This window comes from Parabacteroides sp. AF18-52 (genome assembly GCF_003479145.1).
Taxonomy (GTDB): domain Bacteria; phylum Bacteroidota; class Bacteroidia; order Bacteroidales; family Tannerellaceae; genus Parabacteroides; species Parabacteroides faecis.
The window spans coordinates 731,389-755,827 of the sequence record NZ_QUGR01000002.1; the positions used below are offsets into that span (position 1 = coordinate 731,389).

Genomic DNA, 24,439 nt, shown 5'->3' on the forward strand with positions numbered 1-24,439 from the left:
TAGCAAAATATGAAAGGAAATATTTTTATCAAACGGCCTGTTATGGCCATATCTATCTCCATTCTTATTTTGGCGATAGGACTCATTTCGCTCTTTACCTTGCCGGTCGAGCAATATCCGGATATTGCCCCTCCTACGGTCCATGTATCGGCAAGCTATACCGGAGCAGATGCTGATGCCGTGATGAACAGTGTCATTATGCCATTGGAAGAAAGTATCAATGGTGTGGAAAATATGATGTACATGACTTCCACAGCCACCAATGCAGGTTCGGCGACTATCGAAGTGTACTTCAAACAAGGGACAGACCCCGATATGGCAGCCGTCAACGTCCAAAACCGTGTAACAAAAGCACAAGGTTTATTACCTGCCGAAGTAACCCGTATCGGTGTCAGCACACAGAAACGTCAGACCAGTTTCTTACAAATCGATGCACTTGTCAGTTCAAACGGACGCTATGACAAGACATTCCTCGGAAACTACCTGGATATTAACGTTGTGCCACGTATCAAACGTATCGAAGGCGTTGGTGACGTTATGGAGTTGGGCGATACCTATAGTATGCGTATCTGGTTGAATCCTGAACGTATGGCTCAATATGGATTGATACCCTCAGACGTGACTTCTATTCTGGGAGAACAAAATATCGAAGCACCTACCGGTTCATTAGGTGAAAACTCAAAGAATGTATTCCAATACACCATGAAATATCGCGGACGTTTGAAAAGCGTGGAAGAATTTCAAAACATCGTTGTCCGTGCCCAAGAAGATGGCTCCGTGTTGCGTCTGAAAGATGTGGCCAAAGTAGAATTGGGAACATTGAGCTATGGTTTCGACAGTCAGATGGACGGTAAACCTGCCGTAACATTCTTAATTTACCAAGTGGCAGGTTCTAATGCAACAGAAGTAAACGAACGCATTGCAGCCGAATTGAAAGAGATAGAAAAGGAATTACCAGCCGGTATGGAATTTATCACGATGATGAGTTCCAACGACTTCCTTTTCGCTTCTATATATAATGTAGTAGAGACATTGATCGTCGCCATCATACTTGTAATCTTGGTGGTATATTTCTTCCTTCAGGACTTCAAGAGTACGCTTATTCCTTCTATCGCCATCATTGTTTCACTAATCGGTACATTTGCTTGCTTAACAGCTGCCGGGTTCACAATCAACATCCTGACACTGTTTGCATTGGTGCTTGCCATCGGTACGGTGGTGGATGATGCCATTGTGGTGGTAGAAGCCGTACAAGCCAAATTCGATGCAGGTTATCAATCCGCTTATCAGGCAACAAAAGATGCGATGGGGGATGTAACCATGGCCGTTATATCTTGTACGTGTGTGTTTATGGCCGTGTTTATTCCTGTTACTTTTATGGGAGGAACATCCGGTATCTTCTACACGCAGTTTGGTGTAACTATGGCAACCTCCGTAGGTCTTTCGATGATTTGTGCCTTGACACTCTGTCCGGCTCTTTGTGCCATGATGATGCGTCCTAGCGATGGAACCAAGAGTGCCAAAAGTTTCAACGGACGGGTGCGCGCCGCTTATAATGCTTCGTTCAACGCCGTATTGGGCAAATACAAAAAAGGAGTGATGTTCTTTATCCACCACCGTTGGATGGTGTGGGTTGGTATGGTAGGAGCTATCGTCTTATTAGGATGGTTGATCAGCAGTACCAAAACAGGTCTTGTTCCTCAGGAAGACCAAGGAACTATCATGGCCAACGTGGCGATTGCTCCGGGTAGTACGCTGGCAGAGACAACCAAGGTGTTGGACAAGGTGGAAGACATCCTCAAAAACACCCCTGAGATAGAACACTACTCCCGAGTAGCCGGTTACGGTTTCCTGGCTGGTCAGGGTACATCTTACGGTATGGCTATCATCCGTTTGAAAGACTGGAGTGACCGTAAAGGCAGCGAACATGTTTCCGATGCCGTAATCACCCGATTGAATGCACAATTCGCTCAAATCAAAGAGGCGCAGATATTCTGCTTCCAGCCGGGTATGATTCCGGGTTACGGTATGGGTAACTCCATTGAGCTTAACTTGCAGGATCGTACCGGAGGGGATATGGGTACGTTCTACCAAAAAGCCATGCAATATATCGGAGCATTAAACCAGCGTCCGGAAGTGGCTATGGCTTATACTTCGTATGCTATGAACTTCCCCCAAATCGCAGTGGATGTAGATGCTGCCAAATGTAAACGTGCGGGTATTTCACCTTCAACAGTGCTTGATGTACTAGGTAGTTATTGCGGTGGTGCCTACGTTTCCAACTACAACCAATTCGGAAAAGTATATCGCGTCATGTCGCAGGCTTCACCGGAATACCGTTTGGATGAACAAGCGCTGAACAACATGTTCGTAAGAAACGGTACAGAAATGGCACCGATTAGCCAGTTCGTAACGCTCAAACGCGTATTAGGTCCGGAAGTCGCCAACCGTTTCAACCTGTTTAGCTGTATCACAGTGAATGTAAATCCGGTTCCGGGCTATTCTACAGGTGAAGTACAGAAAGCGATTGAAGAGGTGGCCGCACAAATGTTACCTACAGGCTACGGTTACGAATATGGTGGTATGGCACGCGAAGAGGCTAGCAGCGGAGGTTCTCAAACACTCTTTATCTATGCCGTCTGTATCTTGCTTATCTACTTGATTCTGGCTTGTCTTTACGAAAGCTTCCTTGTGCCTTGGGCGGTTATCCTTTCCGTCCCGTTTGGTTTGATGGGTTCATTCCTGTTCGCTAAATTATTCGGATTGGAAAACAACATTTACTTGCAGACTGGTGTAATTATGTTAATTGGTCTTTTGGCTAAAACGGCTATTTTGATTACAGAGTTTGCCATCGAGCGTCGCCGCCAGGGAATGGGCATCGTCGAATCGGCCTATTCGGCAGCACAGGCCCGTCTACGTCCGATCCTGATGACCGTACTTACCATGATTTTCGGTATGCTTCCGCTGATGTTCGCTTCCGGAGCCGGTGCTAACGGTAACAGTTCATTGGGAACAGGCGTTGTCGGTGGTATGGCTGTTGGAACATTGGCCTTATTGTTTGTTGTACCGGTATTCTATATCATTTTCGAGTATCTGCAAGAAAAGATTCGTCCGCCAATGGAAGTGGAAACCGATATCCAAGTTGCGTTGGAAAAACAAAAAAGCAAGGACGAACGTGACGGTTTAAACAATGAAAAGAATTAAGACATGAAGAAAATAATTGTATTGACAACCGCAACTGCCTTACTTAGCAGTTGCGGCATATACACCAAATATCAACCGGCCACAACAACTCCGGATAATTTATACGGAGAAGAGGTGGTCGTCAACGATACAACAAACTTCGGTAATATCAACTGGCGGGAACTTTTTACAGACCCGCAGCTGCAAACACTTATCGAACAGGGGTTGCAAAACAATACAGACCTTTTGTCCGCCCAACTGAGAGTGGAAGAAGCGGAAGCATCATTGCTGTCGGCAAAACTGGCCTTTTTGCCTTCACTGGCCCTTACTCCACAAGGAACAGTAAGCAGTTTCGATGGTGGCAAAGCAACTCAAACATATACATTGCCTGTCACTGCCAGCTGGGAATTAGACATTTTCGGACGTCTGCGCAATGCCAAGCAACAAGCAAAAGCGTTATACGCCCAAAGCAAAGACTATCAACAGGCCATACGTACCCAACTGATTGCCGGAATAGCAAACACCTATTATACGCTATTGATGCTGGACGAGCAGTTATTAATCTCTCAACAAACGGAAGAGTCCTGGAAAGAGGCGGTAGCTTCTACTCGTGCATTGATGGATGCCGGTTTAGCAAACGAGGCAGCCACTTCACAAATGGAAGCTGCCTACTACAGTGTGCAAACATCCATAGTCGACCTGAAAGAACAAATCAATCAGGTAGAAAACAGCCTTTCGTTATTGCTTGCTGAAACTCCTCGTCGGTACGAGCGCGGCAAATTGGCCAAACAGCAGTTCCCGGAAGATATAGCTGTCGGAATCCCTATGCAGTTGTTGGCAAACCGTCCTGATGTCCGTTCTGCCGAACGTTCATTGGAACAGGCTTTCTATGTAACAAATCAAGCGCGTGCAGCTTTCTACCCCTCTATCGTGTTGAGCGGAAGCGCCGGTTGGACCAACTCGGCCGGAGGCATGATTGTCAATCCGGGTAAATTCCTGGCATCGGCTGTCGGTTCATTGACACAGCCCTTGTTCAACAAAGGACAAATCACAGCTCAATATCGCATAGCCAAAGCCCAGCAGGAAGAAGCTAGCCTGGCATTCCAGCAGGCTCTTTTGAATGCCGGAAGTGAAGTCAACGATGCATTAGTGGCTTGCCAAAGCAGCAAAGCAAAGACAGCCTTGTACGAGAAACAAATTACGTCTTTGGAAAAAGCGTTGGAGAGTACCTCCTTATTGATGGAATACGGAACAAATACCTATCTGGAAGTACTGACAGCCCGTCAATCACTGTTAAGTGCACAATTGTCACAAACCGCCAACCGATTCACCGAGATACAAAGCATGATAAACCTCTATCATGCGTTGGGTGGCGGTAGAGAATAAAGCAACATTTGAGAATTCATAATACTTTAACCAAACCTTAATTTACAATCGGTCCTGTTTCAATAAGAACACTTTGGTTTCTTAAAGAAACAGGACCTTTTATTGTGGGCAAAATTTATCCGTGCCTTTTATTAGCGCAAATGATAAATAGTGACCAACGGATTCGATTCTTCTGTTATTTTCTGCAACACAGGATGTTCCTTTAACTTCAGATCTTTTTCTTTCAGATATTCAATTTCTACTGCTGTATTCACCTGTATCATCAGCTTTTTAGCCGGATAAGAGAAAAAAGGCCAGATAGGAAGTCCGCCATCCGTTTCATTGCGGATGCCGATGCCGGTCAACGCCCTGTTGTGTTTGAATAGCTCCATGGCGTCAATATCTGATGCTTCACGGCTCAAGGCTCCGGTCTGCTTATTCAGTCGATATAAAAAGAATTTAGATTCATTGGAGCTTTGGAAGCATTTGGCAAAATAAAAACGGGGCGTTTCGAAGAGATTAAAAACACTATATGTGCCGTCGACAGAGGCATTGCCGGTTTTAGACGAACGCATTTCCTTCTCCTCCGATGCGGAATAGCCGTTGTTAACAAGGAAAGCCGGTGAAATCGTTTTTGCATTCACATTCCAGACCGTGTCGGTTCCTTCCGAATAGCAAAACCAACCGTCCATGCTACCGTTATATATCCATCCTTTCAGACTGGTTTCTTCCAATGGCATCAGGTTCATATTCCCAATGGTCGGGCGAAGCGCGATCGTATCATCCGTCGCCCAGTTAAAGATTCCCAGACTGAACATCCCCGAGATATTCAACGGAACATACATCCGCCCTAACTCAGCCATCACGTTCGGCCCGACAGAAAGCTGATAAGAGTAGGGACGCAAACTTGTTATTTTCTTGATAAACTCTCCGTAGAAAGAATAAAAAGAGGTAGAGAAGTACTCACTGACACAGAAAAGACGGTTTTCTTCATCCACAGTGAACGATATGATCTGCCCCGTTTCCCCCGGACCGTTTCCTGTCTTCGCTATCCGACGAAGAAAATGACCTTTCCGGTCAAACTGCAACACACCGTCCTGACGGGTAGAATAAACGAATATATACTCATCGGTAACCGCTATATCCAATATATTGGCGATCAAAGATTCATCCGTCAGTTCCAGAGGAACGTATTCAACGGATTCTATCTCGTCTGCTATTTCCACCTGACCGGAAGCAAAGTCTTTTGCCGTCAGATCGATCTGAAGCAACTCACCGGAAGACTTTTTCGATCCGCATCCGGTACTAATAAGAATGGCTGCCATGAGCCCGAACAATACCTTTTTCATACGCTTTTTTTCAGACAAAAGTAGAAGAAAGCCTCTTTTCTCGGTTTCACATCAGTTCACATCTGCTTAAAAATCACGAATAAAGGCATCGCATAGCTCCGGTGTCCCCTTTTCTCCCGTCATTTTCTGATACAGGCGGACACGGCGCATCGAAATAGCCTGATTCGTACAACACAGCAGCATGGCGGTTACCGAAGGGGGAACATCCATTTTAATCAGGCAACACATACGCCATTCCTGTTCACTCAATTTCGGAATCTTCCTTTTCAGCCGTTCACGAAATCCGGGATAGGTGCCGTTCACTGCCTGCAGCAACTCTTCCCAGTCTTTAGGTGCCGGCTTCCATTCTTCTTTTCTGTGGAAACGCTGATACACTTCAGAAGAGTGGAATTCTGTTTCAGACAACGCAACAACGGTCTTCTTCTTCCAGTAACGGAAATAGCCCCAGCCCCCGATTCCACAAACGGCCAGCAGACCGATCCAGAGAAAGGCCTGCCCTTTTTGTGTCTTTTCGGCATTCGACAAACGATTCTCCCACGTTCTCTGTTCAGAAGCAAAAAGTAGCTGGGCTATCTGATTCTGTTCTTTCTCCTGCCGCAGGGAAGACAAATAATGGGAATAGTTTTTACGGTAAAAGTCAGCCTGCAGACTGTCTCCACGACTCTCGGCAATCCGGGACAGGGAAGCATATACATGTGGATGGGAAGCGGGCACATGGCTTAGATAGTCCTCGGCTTCTTCCAATTCGCCTGAAGAGATTTTCAGGTCGGCCAATGCCAGACAGAGCTCCGCTTTCTCTTCTCCGGAAATATCTTGTTCGAGTTCCTCTTTCAATAACAGTTCGGCTTCCCGGCAGCGTCCTCCCTGTTGTAATATCTTTGCCTGACTGATCCGGCAACCGCCTATCTGATAATAATAGCATGCACTATCCGCCTCTCCGGTCAAGGCATGGATATCGCCTATTTCCCGATAAAGCTCCATCCGCAGGGAATCGTTGGCGTTACTGATGTAAGACAAGGCCTTTTTTTCGCATTGCAACGCTTCATGCTTCAAGGATTGGTTCCGGTATATATTTCCCATCCTCCGGTAAGCAGCAGATAAAGCAACGCTGTCTTTTTCCTTTTCAGCCAACTTCGCTACCTGTTGATACATCACTAAAGCAGGAAGATATTGTAACCGTTCTTCATAGAATGCAGCCTGCCGGAGAAGAGATTCGGCAGGTATGGCCTCTTGTCGTCCGGCTCCGGAAGAACAGGAGACAAGCAGACAAATAAAAAAGAATATCCCTATCATAAGCGACAAAGATACAAGCTTCTACTTATACTCTGCCACCTCACTAGCGAACTTTTAATGCTCTGTTCCTTATTATTGAGTTTTTTGGCCGTTATATATTAGTGGCAAAGTACAGGAGAAAAATAATTAATGAGAGTGATGAACAGACTAAAAGTATAGCAAAGGAAGGCCTATCAAAGCCTTCCTCTACTATTCTTCTTATTCTTTTCAGCTACCTATGGATTCTTTTCTTTGAACTATATACTCGACGTCATACTTGATCTTATCCTTTAAAATGTCTTGTACACCTTCCAGTAAACTGTCCGGTGCTTTCTTAAACAGCGTGATAGTGACCGTCGATATATCATCGCTATATATCTTATCTATACGTCCTTCCAACCCTTTCCCTCGCTGGGCATGGCGTGCGTAAAAGAGAATATCCTGGTCTTCTTTCCCACTCCTATATTTGAAAGTGATTGTTCCATCCGGATGGGGTGGCGGAGGAGGGGGAAGCACATTCTTATTATCAGAAGGTGCTTGTATCTTCTTCTTCTCCGTCGAAAAGAGCATATGATGTTTGCTATCTTCAAACAAAAGGAAAGGGGCTTTATCAGTTCCAACGGTTGCTTGTTGTTGCTGGAATGCCTTCTTTACCATCTCCAACGTACGATCGACCTTTTCTTTCGGTGTATTTATATCCTGCTTAAAATAAAAAGAGACAGGCTTTCCGTTCTTTTTCTGAGAAGAAAACTGTTCCTGCAGCACAGGTGGCAATTCCTCTATCGAAAGCATCTTATCGTAATTCAATAAAACGACACTGTTTGCATTCATAAACAGCTCGTGCATGTTCGTATTCTTCTTCAGAAATGCACTGGTCTTATCGGCAGAAGCCGTTATAACCGTATCATTCACATACTTGTCCAACTCCGTCTTAAAGAATTCTTTCAAATCCTGTTGTTCATCCAGCGGAGTATCCTTATCTTTGCTTTGGATAAGCGTCTCCAACTGCCGGTTCACTTCCGGACGGGCAAAAGCATTGAGGACGATAAGTCCTACGGGGACCAGGAGCAGCAGCTTCAACCGGGCCCAATTGTTTGATTTACCTTTTAACATCATAGTAATACGTTTTTTAATTTTACTGTGGTTAAAGCTGTTGGCAAGAGTGTAGAGGCTGGAGCCGACAGCTTTTTTCACGAGTAACAGTTGATATTTTGTTGCATCGATGCCTTGAGCAAGTACGCCCTTATCGGCCTGGTATTCATGGATATCCTTCAGTTCGCGTTTCAACAGCCAGGCAGCCGGATTGAACCAGTGAAGCCAGAGGATCACTTCCATAAAGAGCAGATCGACAGAATGGCGGGATTTCAAATGTATTTTTTCATGAGTAAGAATCTCATCCGGATACTTTCCATAATCATCTTCGGATAAGATGATATACCGCCCCCAGCTAAAAGGGGAAACGGCATCCGGAGTCAATATTAATGTATAACGCCCTTGCCGCAACTGACGCCCACTCCGTATAAGAACAAACATTTTTCGAAACGACAGCAACGTGACCGCCAGACAGACAAGAACTCCGGCCAGATAAACCAGAAATAAAACCTGTCCCCAGTCGATAGCCATAGCAGGTTCGACAGCCGGAGTAACCATCGTTTCCGAAACCGCACCGGGAAGAACCGCAGAGGTTGCCCTCTCCCCCATGATCATCTCTTCCAGGTGAATAAGAGGTTGCTGTATCAATAGCGGCTCGGCTGTCTTTATCTTGATTGTAGGCAACAACATACATATACTCATTCCCCCTAACAACACCCACCGGTTGAAACGAAAGAACGTATCATTACTCAGCAAAGCTTTGAACCCGATATAAAACAGGATCAGGCAAACAGTGGATTTTAATATGTATAGAAGTAAAGTGCCCATAAACTCAGTCATTTATTTGTTCTTGATCTGTCGGATCAACTCCTGCAATTCATCCAGCGTCAACGCTTCTTCCTCGATCAGCGTAGAGACGACACGGGTATAAGAATTATCAAAATACTTGTTGACAACCTGCTTCAATGTAGTCTTGCGGTATTCGTCTTCCGAGATCAAGGCATAATATTGATGCGTATTCCCAAAAGCCTTATAACCGATATACCCTTTCTCTTCCAGGGTACGGACAATGGTGGAAAGCGTGTTGTAATGCGGCTTAGGCTCTTCCTGCAAGTCGAGTAATTCGCGGACAAACAAAGGTCCTTTCGCCCAGAAATAGCCTAATATCTCTTCTTCTTTCGATGTCAATCGTTTCATAATCTGTCGTTTTATTAAAGGAATGCCCAAATATAACTATATTTTCCAGTAATACAACTACAACGCATAGTTAATCTACTATAAAACATAGTAGATTTCATATTGGAGGAGATTCTATCATCATTCTTCGCGGAAAAAGCTGTACTTTTGCAGTCTATAATAAGAAGGTATGAAGATAGGCTCAATAGATTTAGGTGAACACCCGGTGTTTCTGGCACCGATGGAAGATGTTACGGATATCTCTTTCCGTCTGATGTGTAAACGTTTCGGTGCAGATATGGTATATACGGAATTTGTATCGAGCGATGCATTGATCCGCAGCGTCAACAAGACACAAGAAAAACTGACCGTAGCAGAAGATGAACGGCCGGTCGCTATACAGATATATGGCAAGGAAGTCAGCGCCATGGTGGAAGCTGCCCGGATATGCGAAGCTGCCCGTCCGGATATCCTCGACATCAATTTCGGTTGTCCGGTAAAAAAAGTGGCGGGTAAAGGAGCCGGGGCAGGCATGCTCCGTAATATCCCCCTGATGCTCGAGATAACGAAAGAGGTTGTGAAAGCCGTCAATATCCCGGTCACTGTGAAAACCCGCCTGGGATGGGATGCCGATAACAAGATCATCGTCGACCTGGCTGAACAATTGCAGGATTGCGGTATCGCCGCCCTTTCCATTCACGGACGTACCCGTGCCCAGATGTACACCGGTGAAGCGGACTGGACACTGATCGGTGAAGTTAAAAAGAATCCGCGCATGCATATTCCCATTATCGGAAACGGAGACGTGACTTCTGCAGAAATATGCAAACAGCGTTTCGAAGACTACGGAGTGGATGGCGTGATGATCGGTCGCGGAAGCATCGGTCGCCCCTGGATATTCCGTGAAGTAAAACATTTCCTGACTACCGGAGAAGCGTTACCGGAAGAAAAATTCTCCTGGTATCTGGATATCCTCAAACAGCAGGTCAACCAAAGTGTGGAGCGTTTGGACGAACGCCGTGGCATCTTACATATCCGACGCCACCTGGCAGCCACCCCTCTTTTCAAGGGTATTTCTGATTTCAAGCAGACACGCGTTGCCATGCTTCGCGCTGAAACGGTATCCGAACTGTTTGATATAATGGATTCTATTCCGGAAAAGTTCGGAATTGCGGACTAAATAGTTCCAAAAATGATACTTTTATATTATAAAGTGACATTACTACAATAAATTGATACAATAGTATATTGCATATAATATATTTCCTCTTATATTTGCATCGAGTTTTTTTCATAGTATTTTAGATCTAAGGTTAACAAGTCTTTGCAAAGGAGGAATCGTGAGATTGCTTCGTTGGGAAGCAAAAAGACCGCATCCGTTATTATTTCGGATCGCGGTTTTTTTATTGTTTGCGCACCCTCTTTTTTCAAAAATAATTTACAAAATCTGCAACCTAAGCACCAATAGCCTCGTCTTATAAAGAAAAGAACTATAAAAATAATGCAGATGAAAACAAAAGTATCACTCTTTATCGCCTGTTTATTGGTGGCGCTGACAGGATTTGCCCGCACTACGGAAACAGTGGAAGGTAACGGTAATGTCATCACTAAAAGAATTTCCATCAGTGATTATAATGAGATATCGACAGTCGGAGTTATGGAGTTCGTTTACGAACAATCGGATGCCGCTCCTTATCTGGAAGTGGAGATCGATGAAAACCTGCTCCCGTTACTTCAAATGCAGGTGGACGGCAAAGAACTGAAAGTCGGTCCGAAAAGAATTAACGAAAACAGCCGTAACGGAAATACGTACAACCTGAAACCGACAACCTTCAAGGTCGTGACCAATTCGCGTGAAATTAAGGAACTGAATGTTGTTTCTTCCGGCGATTTTATTGTTGCCAGCCCATTGAATATAATCAAACTGGAAATCAATATGGCCGGTAGCGGCAACATCCTTCTGAAAAAGAAAGTGACAGGGAACAAGTTGGAAATAAACCTGGCTAGTTCAGGTAGCGTTGTCGCCACCGATATTAACCTGAAAGATGTTGAATGTAGTTTGGCTGGAAGCGGTTTCATTCAGGTTGGAGGAAATACCGAAAAAGCAGAATACAATCTGGCCGCAAGCGGTAACATCAAAGCTTACGATTGCCTCACCAACAAAGTTGAATGCAATATTGCCGGTAGCGGTAATATCCAGGCTTATGCTAAGAACCATCTGGAAGCCAACATCGTCGGTAGCGGTAACGTTTATTACAAAGGAAATCCGACAACCAGCAAGAGTGTTATCGGATCAGGAAAACTGAAAGACGCAAATTAAAAGAACGAACTAAATAATAAATGTCATGAAAAAATTAGCTTTAGCATTCATCGGATTAATAGCCTTCGGCACGATCAGTTGCTACGCAGAAAAGATCAAGGGGAACGGAAATATCATCACCAAAGAAATACAGGTAGCCGATTATACCGGATTGATAGTAGGCCAGGGTATTGAAAGCAACGGAAGCTTTTTTGCCGGTAAGAATAAATCTCCGCAAATCAACTATTCACAGCAAACAGGAAAAGCAGGTTTGAAGATCACGATAGATGAAAACCTTCTTCCTCTGATAAAGTTCAATACCGAAGGTGGTATTTTAAAAATAGAAACACAGAGAGGAACCAGGATCAATCCGAGCAGACTGGTCATAGATACTCATTCGGCCGAACTAAAGAAACTGGGAGTTTCGAGTAGTTTCGACTTTATCCTGGAAAGTTCGCTATCAGGTGATAATATCGAGATCAACGCATCGGGAGCCAGCGACGTATATCTGGAAAAACCGATGCGCATAGCCAATTTATGCAAAATCAACCTGAGTGGGGCCAGCGATCTGAAAACAAGCGATCTGGAATGTCACAGAATAGAAACCCACTCATCCGGCTCCAGCGACCTGTATTTGAATGGGAAAGCCAACGAAGGGAAATACAACTGTAGCGGCAGCAGCGATATCAAAGCGTATGGTTTCACCCTGAAAACATTGGAATGCTCGGCAAGCGGTAGCAGCGATATTTTAACCACAGTTACCGAATCGTTGAATGCCTCTGCTTCCGGCAGCAGTGATATCAAATATAAAGGGAATCCGAAAGTCAAGAAACACTCCAGCGGTTCAAGCGATATCGATCCGGTAAATTAAGAAATCAATATATTGGGAGTTGGAAAACCCGGAATTACCTTTCGCTATGGCATAGTGAAAAGATAATTTCCGGGTTATTTTTTATTCCTTATTCCATCCAGTCTACAAACTCAAGACCGGGAACTTCCGTATAATGCATGCCATCCCATTGAACAGGGATACAACAAAACTGCCATTTACGCTGTCCGTCATCCCCTTTCCAATGTCCGAAGACACTACGGATAAGCACTTTGTTCAGACCTTTTTTTAGTTTTATCTTTACAGGAGGACGATAAAAATAACCTTCTTCCGTCAGCGGAGTTTCGATGCGTCCTTGCCCCCACCCGGTCCAGGGCAGACTTTCAAACGGCCAGTGAGGAGGACTTACCCGTTCATCATTCAACCAGATATCGCCACCGCTGAAATCCCAATTCCCCTGTTCAGGAGCTCTTGCCGTGCGATAACCACCGGAATGTCCCCACATCCCATTCAATCCGAACATCAGGTAAACGTCCTGTTCGACGGGACTTTTTATATAAGTAACAGCATAACAGGTTCCACCCTCTTTTCCAACAAGAGGCGACATGGTTGTCGGCCAATGGTCTAACCGATATTTACCCCGGTGCGCATTGAACATTGCATAAAAGCTACGTATCTGAATTTCACCGCCATACACTGGGGATTCGGTCCATTTAAATACCGTATCATTCCATGTATAGGTCTTCTTAATGATCTTTTCGGGTTCGAAAGACCGGTCATTCACTCCTTGATGATCGAACGGACCGATCAAACGCCATTTGATATCCGCCTGTTTCACATAAGGGAACGGAATATGGCGGAAATAATGATCCCGGTGATAGACCAGACGATCTTCAAATTCTGAGATAGCCGTCCATGCCGGTGTACCAGCCGAAGGGAATTGCGCCATCAGATCGCGTCTTTTCTCTTTGGCACCCCGCCAGATACGTTCGGCAAATGTCAACATACAAGGATAAAAAGGATACTGTTCCAACAATCGTTTTTCCGAACTCAATGCTCCATCCGTCCAGACGCACATGATACTGCCAAGTGCATTCTCATTTCCTGCCGGAACTTCACAAGGTTGTTGGAAAAATGTTTGCAACATACCTCCCTGCGAATCCATATAATCCATATAGAAACCATTACTATCGATATATTGCGCCGACTTATCGAGGATATGGCCGGCTTCATTCTCTCCCCAGCACATTCGTACCGCCTTCTTGTCCGGTGAATAACCGGGATACCAGGTAACAACCTCTTTCCCTTTACTGCGAATGTATTTTATCATTTCCGGCATAAAATCATCCATCTCAAAACGCACCTCATCCGAACCGATATGGAAGAGAGAATCTTTAAATAAAGGTATTACCTCATCCAATGCCTTTTGTAAAGCAGCCATTCCTTCGGGTGTCTGGAGTTTCAGGCCGGTTGCTTTCTCAAAATAAGCGCTATGACCGGGCATATCCACTTCAGGAACCACACGCATATTCAATGTAGAACAATACACGTCCAGTGCGCTCAGTTCGTCTTGCGTATAATATTTACCCGGCTGGCGGGTTTTCCAGTAAGTAGACGGCGCCGTCAGTTCCGGCATGTTTTTCACCTCTATCCGCCATCCCGGATCATCCGTCAGATGCAAATGGAGCAGGTTGATCTTATAATAAGACAACTTTCGTACTACCTCTTTTATAAAGGGAGCCGAAGCATAATTACGCCCCACATCGAGCATAATACCCCGAATTGAAAAAGCCGGAGAATCATTAATTACACAATTGGGCAATTCATAAGCATCCGGTGTTTCCTTCACCAACTGCCGCAATGTTTGTAAGGCATTGAAGAAACCGGCAAACTCTCCGGCAGAAATAACCACCTTGTCATCCGATACAACCAGTTTATAGGCTTCTCTCTTCAAAGCATCCTGCTGCGCCGGAAGCTGTTCAAAATAGATCCGGCATATTCTACCGGTCGACCGCTCCGGCATATTCCAGAACATACAAATATCATTCAGTTCCTCACCGATACGCTTACCATCTCTCAACTTCTCCAAAGAGCTCTTATCTGCTTTTATTACAGAAAACCCCGTCACCCCCTCTTTCCTTATCACCTCATCCGGATAAGGGATCAAAGCAGTGGGCAACTTATCTGTATCAGGCGTCGGAAGTGTCCAGTCCGTTTTTTGACCATGCAATTCAACAACCACCAAAAGGCAGCATAAAAGGAATATATTCAGTCGTATTTTCATATCCGTTCTGTTTTAAAGACTCAAATGTAATGAAAAAGGCAACCGGAAGATAAAATACTCTATCTCTTACCCGGTTGCCTTCCATCTGTTTTACCTTAAAGACTATTTATCAATAATCGTTCTGTGTCAGATTCGGGTTCAGGTTGATCTCGCTTATCGGTATCGGTAACAACAACTGACTGTTGGAAACGAACGTTGAACCTTTCTTCTTCATTGCATCGATATAAACTCCGTGACGTATCAGGTCGAGACGACGGTATCCTTCCAGGAACAATTCCCATCCTCTTTCCTTCAAAACAGCATCACGTAAGCTCTCTTTCGTTCCAAAATCCGCCAGTTTCAGGTTATGCGAATCATCTCCAAACGCCCTTGTACGTATTCGATTGATCAGATCGATAGATTCCTGGTTCGGACCGTTCAATTCATTCAGAGCCTCTGCACGCGCCAGGATAATATCAGCCAAACGGATCAAAACGACATCCGTACCTTCTGTCCAACCGATATGAGCCGGATCTAACGGGAATTTGTTCGGGATCGGGCCTTCGCCGCCACCGTGACCGACTTCTTTCCGTATATAATTGCCGTCTGCATCCTTTTTAACCGTCACATAAGAAGTCAACATGTCTGCCCTTCGTTTATCCGCCGGATCGAATGTGTTATAAAAATCCCAAGTACAGCGATAATAATCCCAACCGATAGAACCACCTCCTTCAATCAGGAAGTCAGCCGGATGAAAATGGGCTGCATAAGCGGAATGCTGATAGCGCGGAGGTAAACAAGAGATAGAGAATATGGTCTCTATATTCTTCTCATTTTCGACACCCCACAATTTACCCCAGTCTGAAACCAGTTTATGGGGAGAGTTGTTAATGATCTCATTCGCCATATCGGCACATTCTTTCCAACGTTTGGCTTCCAGGTATATTTTACAAAGTTTGGCTTGTGCAGCGGCTTTTGTAAATCGCCCGTAATCCTCCGCCGGATAACTTTCCGGCAGTTTATCGATAGAAGCCAGTATCTCAGAAATACAGAATTCTATAATCTTATCCTTCGGCTCACGCCCCGGATTAGAAGTAAGATCAAATTTAGAATCTGTAATCAAAGGCACATCACCATACAGATAAGTAAGGTCTGCATAGAACCAGGCTCTTGCCACACGTGCTTCCGCTACAAATTGTTCTACCAGCTTGGTATCGTTCGTCTGCACTTTTCCCAAATTATCGATCCCGATATTGGCACGTACAATAGCCAGATACAAATCATTCCAAAGCGAAGATGTCACATAAAAATCGATTCCCCATTCAGCCTTTTCATACTGGCTCCCTTTTCCACTCTGTGCTCCGGGACCGAAGATAAGGCCGTCTCCCGCTATCTCATTCAACATTTGAAAGGCATATTCGCCTGCCGGAATATAATTACGGGCACTTCTGTCGCGGAAACCACCGTACACACCATTCAGATATGCCCGTGCATCCGATTCCGTATTGAAGAAGTCGTCTACAGCTATCTCATTATACAACTGTGTATCCAGACAAGAAGAAAGTAAGCAGGTCAAACCCGCCAGCAAATATATTTTGAGTGTCTTCATAATCGTAATTTTTTAAAAACTAATTCTTAAACCTGCCAGGAATGTACGGCAAGCAGGATATGTATTATAATCGTTTGTTCCGCCAATTTCAGGGTCATAACCTGAATATCCTGTTATAGTAAACAGGTTCTGGGCATCCACATACACACTTAGAGGACAGGAATAAAGCTTCGTATTATAAGTCAGTCTGACAGACTTCAGCCGTAAGAACGAAGCGTCTTCCACATAGAACGTATTCACATCACTTCCGTAAGGATTAGCTGCGCCCGAATGGATCTGACTGCCTGTATTAGTAGGACTCCAGCGATCCATCACACTACTGAATGCGCTGAAACCTTCATATACCCTGGAAGGATTTTCATAATAAGCCCGGAACTGATTGTACTTCTTCCCACCCAGACGGGCATTAAAGAAAATATTCAGGTTCCAGTTCTTATAAGTCAAGTCATTACCAAAGCCTAATTCCACTTTCGGGTCCGGTGTACCCAGGAAGCTGATATCGGCATCATTGATCTTTCCATCCGGCCCCGGAACAAAGTTTCCGTCAGCATCACGGCCGCCGATGTCTTTGTAACGGATATTTCCAGGTACAGAATTCGGCTGTGCACTGTTCTTAATATCATCGCCTTCCTGCCAGATACCGTCGTACGTGTAACCGTAAATAGCATTTACAGGATCATCTTCAGAAGCTCCGATATAAGGTTTAGGTAATCCGGCACGGTCTTTCCATTTATTCTTATTATGAGAGACAGTCAGCAATGTCTCCCATTGGAAATCACGGGTACGGATATTGGTCGTATTTAAAGTAAATTCAACCCCGCGGTTTACGATCTCACCAGCATTCCTCCACTGGGATGTATAACCGGAATAAGCCGGGGTAGAGAATTGAAGCAACAGATTATCCGTATTGATCTGATAATATTCAAGCGTTCCAGAAATACGGTTATTGAAGAAACCCATATCCAAACCGACATTAAACTGTTTGGCTGTTTCCCACATCAACAGAGGATTCCCGGCATTACCCGGAATGATCGTAGTCACCGGTGAATTTCCGAATACATATTCATATCCTTTCTTCAATAAATTCTGGTAACTGTTATTTCCGATATCCTGATTACCTGTTTCACCGTAACCTACACGCAATTTCATATTCGACAAAGAAGTCAGTCCTTTCATAAATTCCTCGTTGGAGATACGCCATGCAGCAGAGAAAGAAGGGAAATAACCGAAGCGGTGATCCTTATCGAATTTAGATGATCCGTCTGCTCTGAATGTTGCGGTTAGCAAATAACGATCTGCGAAATTATAATTTACACGGGCAATGCCGGATAAAAGTTTATTCATCCTTTTCGTAGTACCCGGAGCACTGTAAGTCTCGCCTATTCCAATATTATTATAACCAAAATAATCCGTAAAGAAATTTGAGACTTTAGCCGTCAGTTCCTCATAAGTGAAATCCTGATAGGTATAACCCGCCATGATATCCAACTTATGCACTTTATTGAATTCTTTTTTGAAGGTAGCTGTTCCTTCAAACAGATTACTGCGCCCCTGGGTAGCCGTTACGGAAGCGATACCATTGGCATCCGCACCATTACGGGTAGTTTTGGGATTGTAATATTCTCGTTTTGAATCCTGCATATCCGTACCGGCCTGTAACTTAATAAACAGATAATCGGTAGGAGTAATATTCAATGAGCCATTCAACATCGACCTCTTCGAACGGGTCTTGTCGTCAATATCCAACAAAGAAACCGGGTTAGGCAACAATGCATATCTCGGGTTTTTAGAAAATTTGCCATCCTCGTCGCGAACCGGGACATTGGCAGGGAAAGCATAAGCACCGGACAATACCCCCGTATCTTCCGCACGGGTTCCGACTGCCACATTCTTATCCGAAGTATTACTCATAAAGCTGGACACATTGACACTGAAAATAGAAGATATTTTCTGTTCCAGATTTACACGGAAGCTATAACGTTCAAAAGAGCTCTCTTTTACTATACCATTGTTTAAATGATAGCTGGCAGATACCATATATTTTGTAGATGCCGTTCCACCTTGCAAAGACACATCATGGTTGGTCACCATACCTGTGTGCGTCACTTCATCCAACCAGTCCGTCCCTTTCCCAAAGGAAGCAATTTCTGCATCCGTATAAAATGGATCTTTTTTGTACAGAGCATTCATTTCGTTTGTCACCCGGGCAAAATCAGTGCCGGAAAGAAAATCGAACCGCTTGGCGATCGTCTGGATACCGAAAGAAGAATTCAAAGTGACTTTTGCCTTACCTTCTTTCCCCTGTTTAGTGGTAATAAGGATAACACCATTAGCCGCACGCGATCCGTAGATAGCCGTAGCCGAGGCGTCTTTCAGAACTTCCATGCTCTCGATATCCGACGGGTTGATACTATTCAGCGGGTCTTTCTTCGGACCGTCGAACACATCGCCCGAACCGGGATAAAAGTTCGTATTATCCACCGGGAAACCATCCACAACATACAACGGTGTCTTACTTGCATTTACAGAAGAAAGACCACGGATACGCACATCGGCTGCACCACCCGGCTGGGTGCTGTTCTGGGTAATAACAACCCCCGCAGCACGCCCCTGCATCATCTGCACCAAACTGGAGTTATTGGGAGAATTGATCTCTTCGGCTTTCAGAGAAACAACCGATCCTGTCAGGTCGCTCTTTTTCATGCTACCATAACCGACAACGACCACCTCGTCCAGCTTTTGCAAATCTTCATTCAGCTTAATGGTAAAAGTCGTTTTATTCTTTACCGGTATCTTCTGCTCGATATATCCGATAAAGGAAACATTCAGAACAGCATCATCCGCCACAGCCATACTGAAGTTACCGTCTATATCGGAGACCGTGCCATTCGTGGTTTTATCTTCAACAATATTAGCTCCGATAACCGGATCGCCGAACGAGTCCAGCACCTTTCCCGAGATGGTAATTCTTTTTGCCTGTTCCGGAGCGGGAGTTCCGGCTGCCATCTTCTCATTTATCTTTCGCAATGAGATATAATTGTTGGCAAATTTATAGGTAATATCACTGCCCGTAAAAATATCGTTCAGTATATCAGAGACCTGCCGGCTACGTGTATTGATCTTCACACGCCGACTCACATTAATGTCGTTTTTGCTGTAAATAAACAGATAATCGGTTTGCGATTCAATCTCCGATATCAGTTCATTCAACGTGAGCGCTTCCTTGTTAAGAGCGACACTGGCTGTCTGCGACTGTACGTTTTCAGCATGTAACTGCAATATAAACAGGAAGAAGAAAAAGATTGATAATTTCATAATCCGAACTATTTTTCTTGATTTAAGTTCTCTTATAACATAATAGCATGTCTGCAACAAGTTTTTTTTCATAACTTTGCTGAATAATAATGTTAATACTTTTATTTAGGTCACAACGCTAAGATGATAGTATTGACTACTTCAGGGGAGTGGTACCAACACTCCCTTGTTTTGTCCTATCCAATTCATTTCTGGTATTTACATAGGCAACATTCTTTTTTTATAGTGTTCTACAAATAAGGTTAATAAATCTCTATCTCATTTTCCGTGATCATGCGGAAATTAAATTTTCCCACTTCCTGAATGGCTTGCAGGATATTCGCTATGTCATCACTTTGCCGGAACTTACCCGAAAAAACATACTTCCTGATCTCCGGACGGCTTACCTTGAACTTGACGTCATACCATAGTTCCAGGCGGGTCAACAATTCACCGAAAGGTTTATCTTCAAACGTGAATATTCCGTTTTTTAAATATTTAGACTGCTTAAAATTGGAAGTTGTCTTCAACAACTCACCGCCTTTTAAAAAGACCTTTTCATCCGGTTTCATGTAAAGTCCGCCAGCTTCATTGTTCTTATGATACACATATACCGAACCTTCCAGCAAATCGGTTTCAAAATCCGTACTTTCCGAATAAGCAAACACATTGAACTGCGTACCCAAAACCTGTACGTTATATTGTTTGGTCTTCACAATAAACGGCCGCTTCGCATCTTTCTTTACCGCAAAGAAACCTTCCCCGTCCAACTCTATTACCCGTTCTTTGTCATTGAACTGATGCGGAATATTCAGCTTCGTCCGCGAACTAAGCCATGCCTCTGTTCCATCCGCCAATGTCAGATACACCCGTTGCCCCTGTGGCGCTTCTATCCGGATCATTTCACTTTTATGTTTATCCAAGGTATATTTTTCAGATAAAAACCAGGTACAGAAAAGCAAAGTCGCAGCGACGGCATACTTCAGAACAGCAATCGACAAACGAAACATTCTCCGTTTATTGGCCCGCTGTTCCAACTCTTTGATCTTTGTTGTTACCAGCAGATCGTCACCATCCCTATCCATCATTCCGGATAGAGCCATAATATTCTGCATATCCGCCATTTCATCTTTCAGAGCGGCATCTTCTTCCATCTGCCGGAAAAGAGTCAATTTCTCGGTATCTGCCAGTGTCCCTGCAAAATATTTATCTAATTGTTCTTTCATAAAAATTATTACTTCTTTATAGGTATGACGCAGAAAGAAGAAATGCCGCCAAAGAAAAAATCAAAAAAATATGATTTTAACATTCGGATAGTCACTCCTTTTCTTATAAAACTCTCAAAGGGAGGTTGAAATTCTTTAGGGATACGATCAAATAATAAAAATAAACAAAGGCATATAATCCTTCAGTGCTACTTTCAGTTTTTTCAAAGCAATGGCAATCTGGCTTTCAATTGTATTCACAGAGATATTCAGACGCTCGGAAATTTCCTTATGCCGAAGTCCTTCCATACGGCTCAATATAAATATCTCTTTACAACGGGCAGGCAACGAATCTACCGCCTGTGAAATCAGATGTTCAATATCTGCTACAGAGAAATTGTTTTCATCAAATTTCTGCAAAGAATATAATTTAAATTGCAATTCCTTTTCTTCCAGTTCAGACAAAGATCGTTTTTTTTCATCATTTTTTGCCTGTCTGCGGAGAAAATCGATACAACGGTTCTTGACTACCGTAAACAGATAAGCGTTCATATTCCCCAGCGAAGGTATTTGCTCCCGGTTCTCCCAAAGATAAAGAAAAATATCCTGTACCAGATTTTCAGCATCTTCCTGCGAATGCAAATAGGTCTGTGAAAAGCGTACCAGTTTGGGAAAATATATCGCATATATTTTCGAATAATCCTCTTTGCCAGAGCTAAACAAACGCTGTTCCATAACTTAATTCCATATAAAAATATAGCAAATGTAGGAATTATAAATTAAATTACTCCTATTTTTGTAACCGACCCTGTCAAGGTCACGTCTATTATAAGGAAAGGCAATACTAAACAAATAAATTATGAGAACAAAAGGCTTATTATCTATTATCATGTTATTGGGATTGTTATTCACTGCTCAGGCAGCAGACCACGTAAAAGGTAACGGAAAACTATCCAGTAAAAAGATCACTATCGATGACTATAATTCAATTAAAATTGATGGGGTAATTGATTTCAATTATGAACAATCAGATGCAGCACCTTATATTGAAGTGACTGTAGATGAAAACCTGCATGAATATGTCAACATCAATATAAAAGACCGGGAACTCTCCGTTGGTTTCAAAGGGGTGAAAGTAGACCATTACACCAAGTTCATCGTAAAAACGAACTCCAAATGGCTGAAAGAGGTGAAAGCTGCCGGTAATGCCAACTTTATGGTAAACAGTCCGCTGACCGGAGACGAAATAAAGATCAATGCTAACTCTAACTGCCTGGTTCAACTGAAAGAACCGGTAAAAATGGGAAAGCTCGACCTGAATGTATCAGGCAGTGCCAATATGGTTATCAACGAATTGCAGGCAGACAAACTGGAATGCAGCATCAATGGTTCAGGCACTATCAACCTGAAAAAGGGAGATGCGAAAGAAGGAACATACAGTATCACCAGCAGCGGTGAAATCATGGCTTTCGGAGTAGCCGTTCCTGAGTTAAGTTGTAAAATGACAGGAAACGGTTCAATGGAAGTTCATGCTACCAATAACCTGAAGGCCAACATCGTCGGTAAAGGAAAAATCCGCTACAAAGGCCCGACAGCCGTCCAGCAGAAGGTATTGGGCAAAGGCTCCGTAGAAGAAGTAAAATAATAAAACGATATGAAACAAACACTCTATTTTTCAGTACTATCCGCCATCTTGTTGCTCGCTTCGGGATGCATCTTTATGCCGTCTGTCAGAGGTGACGGAAACGTAATTACCCAGACAATCGATATTGCCGATTACGATGAAATTGAAGTGCAGGGCACTTCAATCATATTCAATTATTCACAGCAGGAGTCTACTCCCGCTCTGAGCGTAACGGTCGATCAGAATATTTACGATTTGTTTGAGTTTAAAACGGACGGGGAAAAACTGGTGATTCGGCCTAAAGAACGTAGCAAGAAACAGATCAGATTCCGTCCGACAGAATTTACGATCACTTCCAACTCCTCCTCATTGAAAAAAGCCGATATGGGTGGGGTGAAAGTCTTTAACCTGAACGGCAAATTCGCATCCAATGAGAAAGTGAAATTCAGTACGGCAGGTAGCACGAGAATAGAGTTAAGAGATACAGTGACTGTCGATCAAATGGAAGTAAGTACGGCAGGTCAAGCCACATTGAATGCTAACGCCCTATATGCAAGAGTGTTTAAAGGTGAAATCGCCGGAAAAGGAACGTTCAACCTGAAAGGGGCAGGCGAAAAAGCTGACTTTGAAATAGCCGGGAGCGGCAAAGTGCACGCATTTGATTATGAACTTTCGACATTATCATGCGAAATCGCCGGAAAAGGACTGATCGAAACATTTGCAAAGGATCAGATCGATGCCGAGATAGCCGGAATGGGTACAGTAAAATATAAAGGAAACCCTTCCGTCAAAGTGGATAAAGCGGGATTAGGTTCCGTTAAGAAAGTGGATTGACCAAATGTTTCCGGCAAAGGCCGGATAACAACGGGTTATAACCATCCTTCTTTCCGATACCATTCGATACTTTCCTCCAGTCCTTTACGCAAGGGATATTCCGGAGTAAAACCTAATTCATCCTGAAGCGGCGCAACATCACAAATCCAGTTGCGTTGTTTCAGGATGATATATTTATCGGTATTCAGTGTCATACCTTTATTCAGTAACTTACCGATCCATTCGGAACAATGGCATGCCACATTTACCAGTCCCAGTGGGATACGGGCATGCAATACATGCTTCTTTCCCAAAAGTTCCTGTATCATCCGGGCAAACGATTCGTCAGTATGTACATCTCCGTCTGCCACAAAATAATGCCGGTTACATATCGCTTCATTCTCTAACGCCAGGAAAGCGACCCGCGCCAGGTCTTTTACATAAATAAATGTAATACGCTGGGGAGTATACCCCACGGCAAAATCGAATCCGGACTTCACGCTCTTGATCTCCATAAAATAATCCTTCTCGCCGGGGCCATACACACCGGTCGGACGCAGGATCACATAAGGAAAATAAGACTGGCTGCGCACATAGTTCTCCGCCTCCAGCTTACTCTGTCCATAAGCAGTATCCGGTTCTTGCGGATCATCCAGGCGGATCGGACGGAAAGTTTCTTCGTCTCCGCGCCCATAGCTGCTCAGGCTACTCATCAATAAAAATTTCCTGGGCTTGCAATCGGCGGCCGCCAATGCTTCTATAAAGTTATGTGTATTCTCCGCATTTATACGAAAGAAATTTCGTTTATCCAAAGTCTTGGTCAGTCCGGCATTGTGGATCACATAATCCCATCCCCCCTGTTCACGGGCAAAATCCGCCAACTGGGTAGTCAAGGCTTCCCTGTTATTATATTTCAGATCGATAAAACGGATCCGTTCGTCCTGCAGGTTCTCACGGCTGCTCGTAGCACGCACCCCTGCCCAGGTCTCATATCCCCGGCGCAACGCCTCTTTTACCAGAAAGCCCCCGATAAATCCGCTTGCCCCTGTAATCAGTATCTTCATAT

At 44.0% G+C, this 24,439-nt stretch carries 17 protein-coding genes; 7 read left to right on the forward strand and 10 right to left on the reverse strand.

Annotation, left to right across the window (positions count from 1 at the left end; all coding sequences use genetic code 11):
- The first annotated feature begins 9 nt into the window (after nt 1-9).
- Nucleotides 10-3,204, forward strand: coding sequence for an efflux RND transporter permease subunit (locus tag DWX23_RS06460; RefSeq protein WP_122373855.1), 3,195 nt, complete (start codon nt 10-12; stop codon nt 3,202-3,204).
- Nucleotides 3,205-3,207: 3 nt separating this feature from the next.
- On the forward strand, nt 3,208-4,569 hold the full coding sequence (locus tag DWX23_RS06465) for an efflux transporter outer membrane subunit (RefSeq protein ID WP_122373856.1): 1,362 nt from the start codon (nt 3,208-3,210) through the stop codon (nt 4,567-4,569).
- A gap of 131 nt (nt 4,570-4,700) precedes the next feature.
- Here the strand turns inward: DWX23_RS06465 and DWX23_RS06470 are convergent, their stop codons facing one another.
- From DWX23_RS06470 to DWX23_RS06485, 4 genes are all read right to left on the reverse strand, one after another.
- Nucleotides 4,701-5,897: a 6-bladed beta-propeller gene (locus tag DWX23_RS06470; RefSeq protein WP_122373857.1), complete on the reverse strand. Its 1,197-nt coding sequence runs from the start codon at nt 5,895-5,897 to the stop codon at nt 4,701-4,703.
- A gap of 66 nt (nt 5,898-5,963) precedes the next feature.
- Nucleotides 5,964-7,190 (reverse strand): hypothetical protein, encoded by a 1,227-nt coding sequence (locus DWX23_RS06475; protein ID WP_233587513.1) that lies wholly within the window; start codon nt 7,188-7,190, stop codon nt 5,964-5,966.
- 207 nt (nt 7,191-7,397) lie between these two features.
- The gene (locus tag DWX23_RS06480) at nt 7,398-9,089 is read right to left on the reverse strand and encodes a M56 family metallopeptidase (RefSeq protein ID WP_122373942.1); all 1,692 of its coding nucleotides are present in this window, start codon (nt 9,087-9,089) and stop codon (nt 7,398-7,400) included.
- A gap of 12 nt (nt 9,090-9,101) precedes the next feature.
- Nucleotides 9,102-9,458 carry a BlaI/MecI/CopY family transcriptional regulator gene (locus DWX23_RS06485; RefSeq protein ID WP_122354395.1) on the reverse strand — a complete coding sequence of 119 codons (357 nt, stop codon included), beginning with the start codon at nt 9,456-9,458 and terminating at the stop codon, nt 9,102-9,104.
- Nucleotides 9,459-9,627: 169 nt separating this feature from the next.
- On the opposite strand from DWX23_RS06485, the gene dusB reads away from it, so the two are divergent.
- From dusB to DWX23_RS06500, 3 genes are all read left to right on the forward strand, one after another.
- The gene (dusB, locus tag DWX23_RS06490) at nt 9,628-10,617 is read left to right on the forward strand and encodes a tRNA dihydrouridine synthase DusB (protein ID WP_122373859.1); all 990 of its coding nucleotides are present in this window, start codon (nt 9,628-9,630) and stop codon (nt 10,615-10,617) included.
- Between the two features lie 327 nt (nt 10,618-10,944).
- Entirely contained in the window at nt 10,945-11,757 is an 813-nt protein-coding gene (locus DWX23_RS06495; protein WP_122354404.1) for a head GIN domain-containing protein, read from the forward strand.
- A gap of 25 nt (nt 11,758-11,782) precedes the next feature.
- The gene (locus DWX23_RS06500) at nt 11,783-12,607 is read left to right on the forward strand and encodes a head GIN domain-containing protein (RefSeq protein ID WP_122354397.1); all 825 of its coding nucleotides are present in this window, start codon (nt 11,783-11,785) and stop codon (nt 12,605-12,607) included.
- 88 nt (nt 12,608-12,695) lie between these two features.
- On the opposite strand, the gene DWX23_RS06505 is transcribed toward DWX23_RS06500, so the two are convergent.
- The 5 genes from DWX23_RS06505 to DWX23_RS06525 form a co-directional block, all read right to left on the reverse strand.
- Entirely contained in the window at nt 12,696-14,849 is a 2,154-nt protein-coding gene (locus DWX23_RS06505) for a family 20 glycosylhydrolase (RefSeq protein ID WP_122373860.1), read from the reverse strand.
- Nucleotides 14,850-14,958: 109 nt separating this feature from the next.
- Entirely contained in the window at nt 14,959-16,437 is a 1,479-nt protein-coding gene (locus tag DWX23_RS06510) for a RagB/SusD family nutrient uptake outer membrane protein (RefSeq protein ID WP_122373861.1), read from the reverse strand.
- A 12-nt stretch (nt 16,438-16,449) separates the two neighbouring features.
- Nucleotides 16,450-19,752, reverse strand: a complete 3,303-nt coding sequence (locus DWX23_RS06515) for a TonB-dependent receptor (protein ID WP_158607053.1) — start codon at nt 19,750-19,752, stop codon at nt 16,450-16,452.
- A gap of 242 nt (nt 19,753-19,994) precedes the next feature.
- Nucleotides 19,995-20,957 carry a FecR family protein gene (locus DWX23_RS06520; protein WP_122373863.1) on the reverse strand — a complete coding sequence of 321 codons (963 nt, stop codon included), beginning with the start codon at nt 20,955-20,957 and terminating at the stop codon, nt 19,995-19,997.
- Nucleotides 20,958-21,104: 147 nt separating this feature from the next.
- A complete protein-coding gene (locus DWX23_RS06525) occupies nt 21,105-21,671 on the reverse strand; it encodes an RNA polymerase sigma-70 factor (RefSeq protein WP_122355827.1) in 567 nt (188 codons plus the stop codon).
- A 124-nt stretch (nt 21,672-21,795) separates the two neighbouring features.
- Between DWX23_RS06525 and DWX23_RS06530 the strand changes: the two genes are divergently transcribed.
- Both DWX23_RS06530 and DWX23_RS06535 read left to right on the forward strand, forming a co-directional pair.
- Nucleotides 21,796-22,581, forward strand: coding sequence for a head GIN domain-containing protein (locus DWX23_RS06530; RefSeq protein ID WP_122373864.1), 786 nt, complete (start codon nt 21,796-21,798; stop codon nt 22,579-22,581).
- Nucleotides 22,582-22,590: 9 nt separating this feature from the next.
- Nucleotides 22,591-23,394, forward strand: coding sequence for a GIN domain-containing protein (locus tag DWX23_RS06535; RefSeq protein ID WP_122373865.1), 804 nt, complete (start codon nt 22,591-22,593; stop codon nt 23,392-23,394).
- 35 nt (nt 23,395-23,429) lie between these two features.
- On the opposite strand, the gene DWX23_RS06540 is transcribed toward DWX23_RS06535, so the two are convergent.
- Nucleotides 23,430-24,437, reverse strand: coding sequence for an NAD(P)-dependent oxidoreductase (locus DWX23_RS06540; protein ID WP_122373866.1), 1,008 nt, complete (start codon nt 24,435-24,437; stop codon nt 23,430-23,432).
- Between the last annotated feature and the right edge of the window lie 2 nt (nt 24,438-24,439).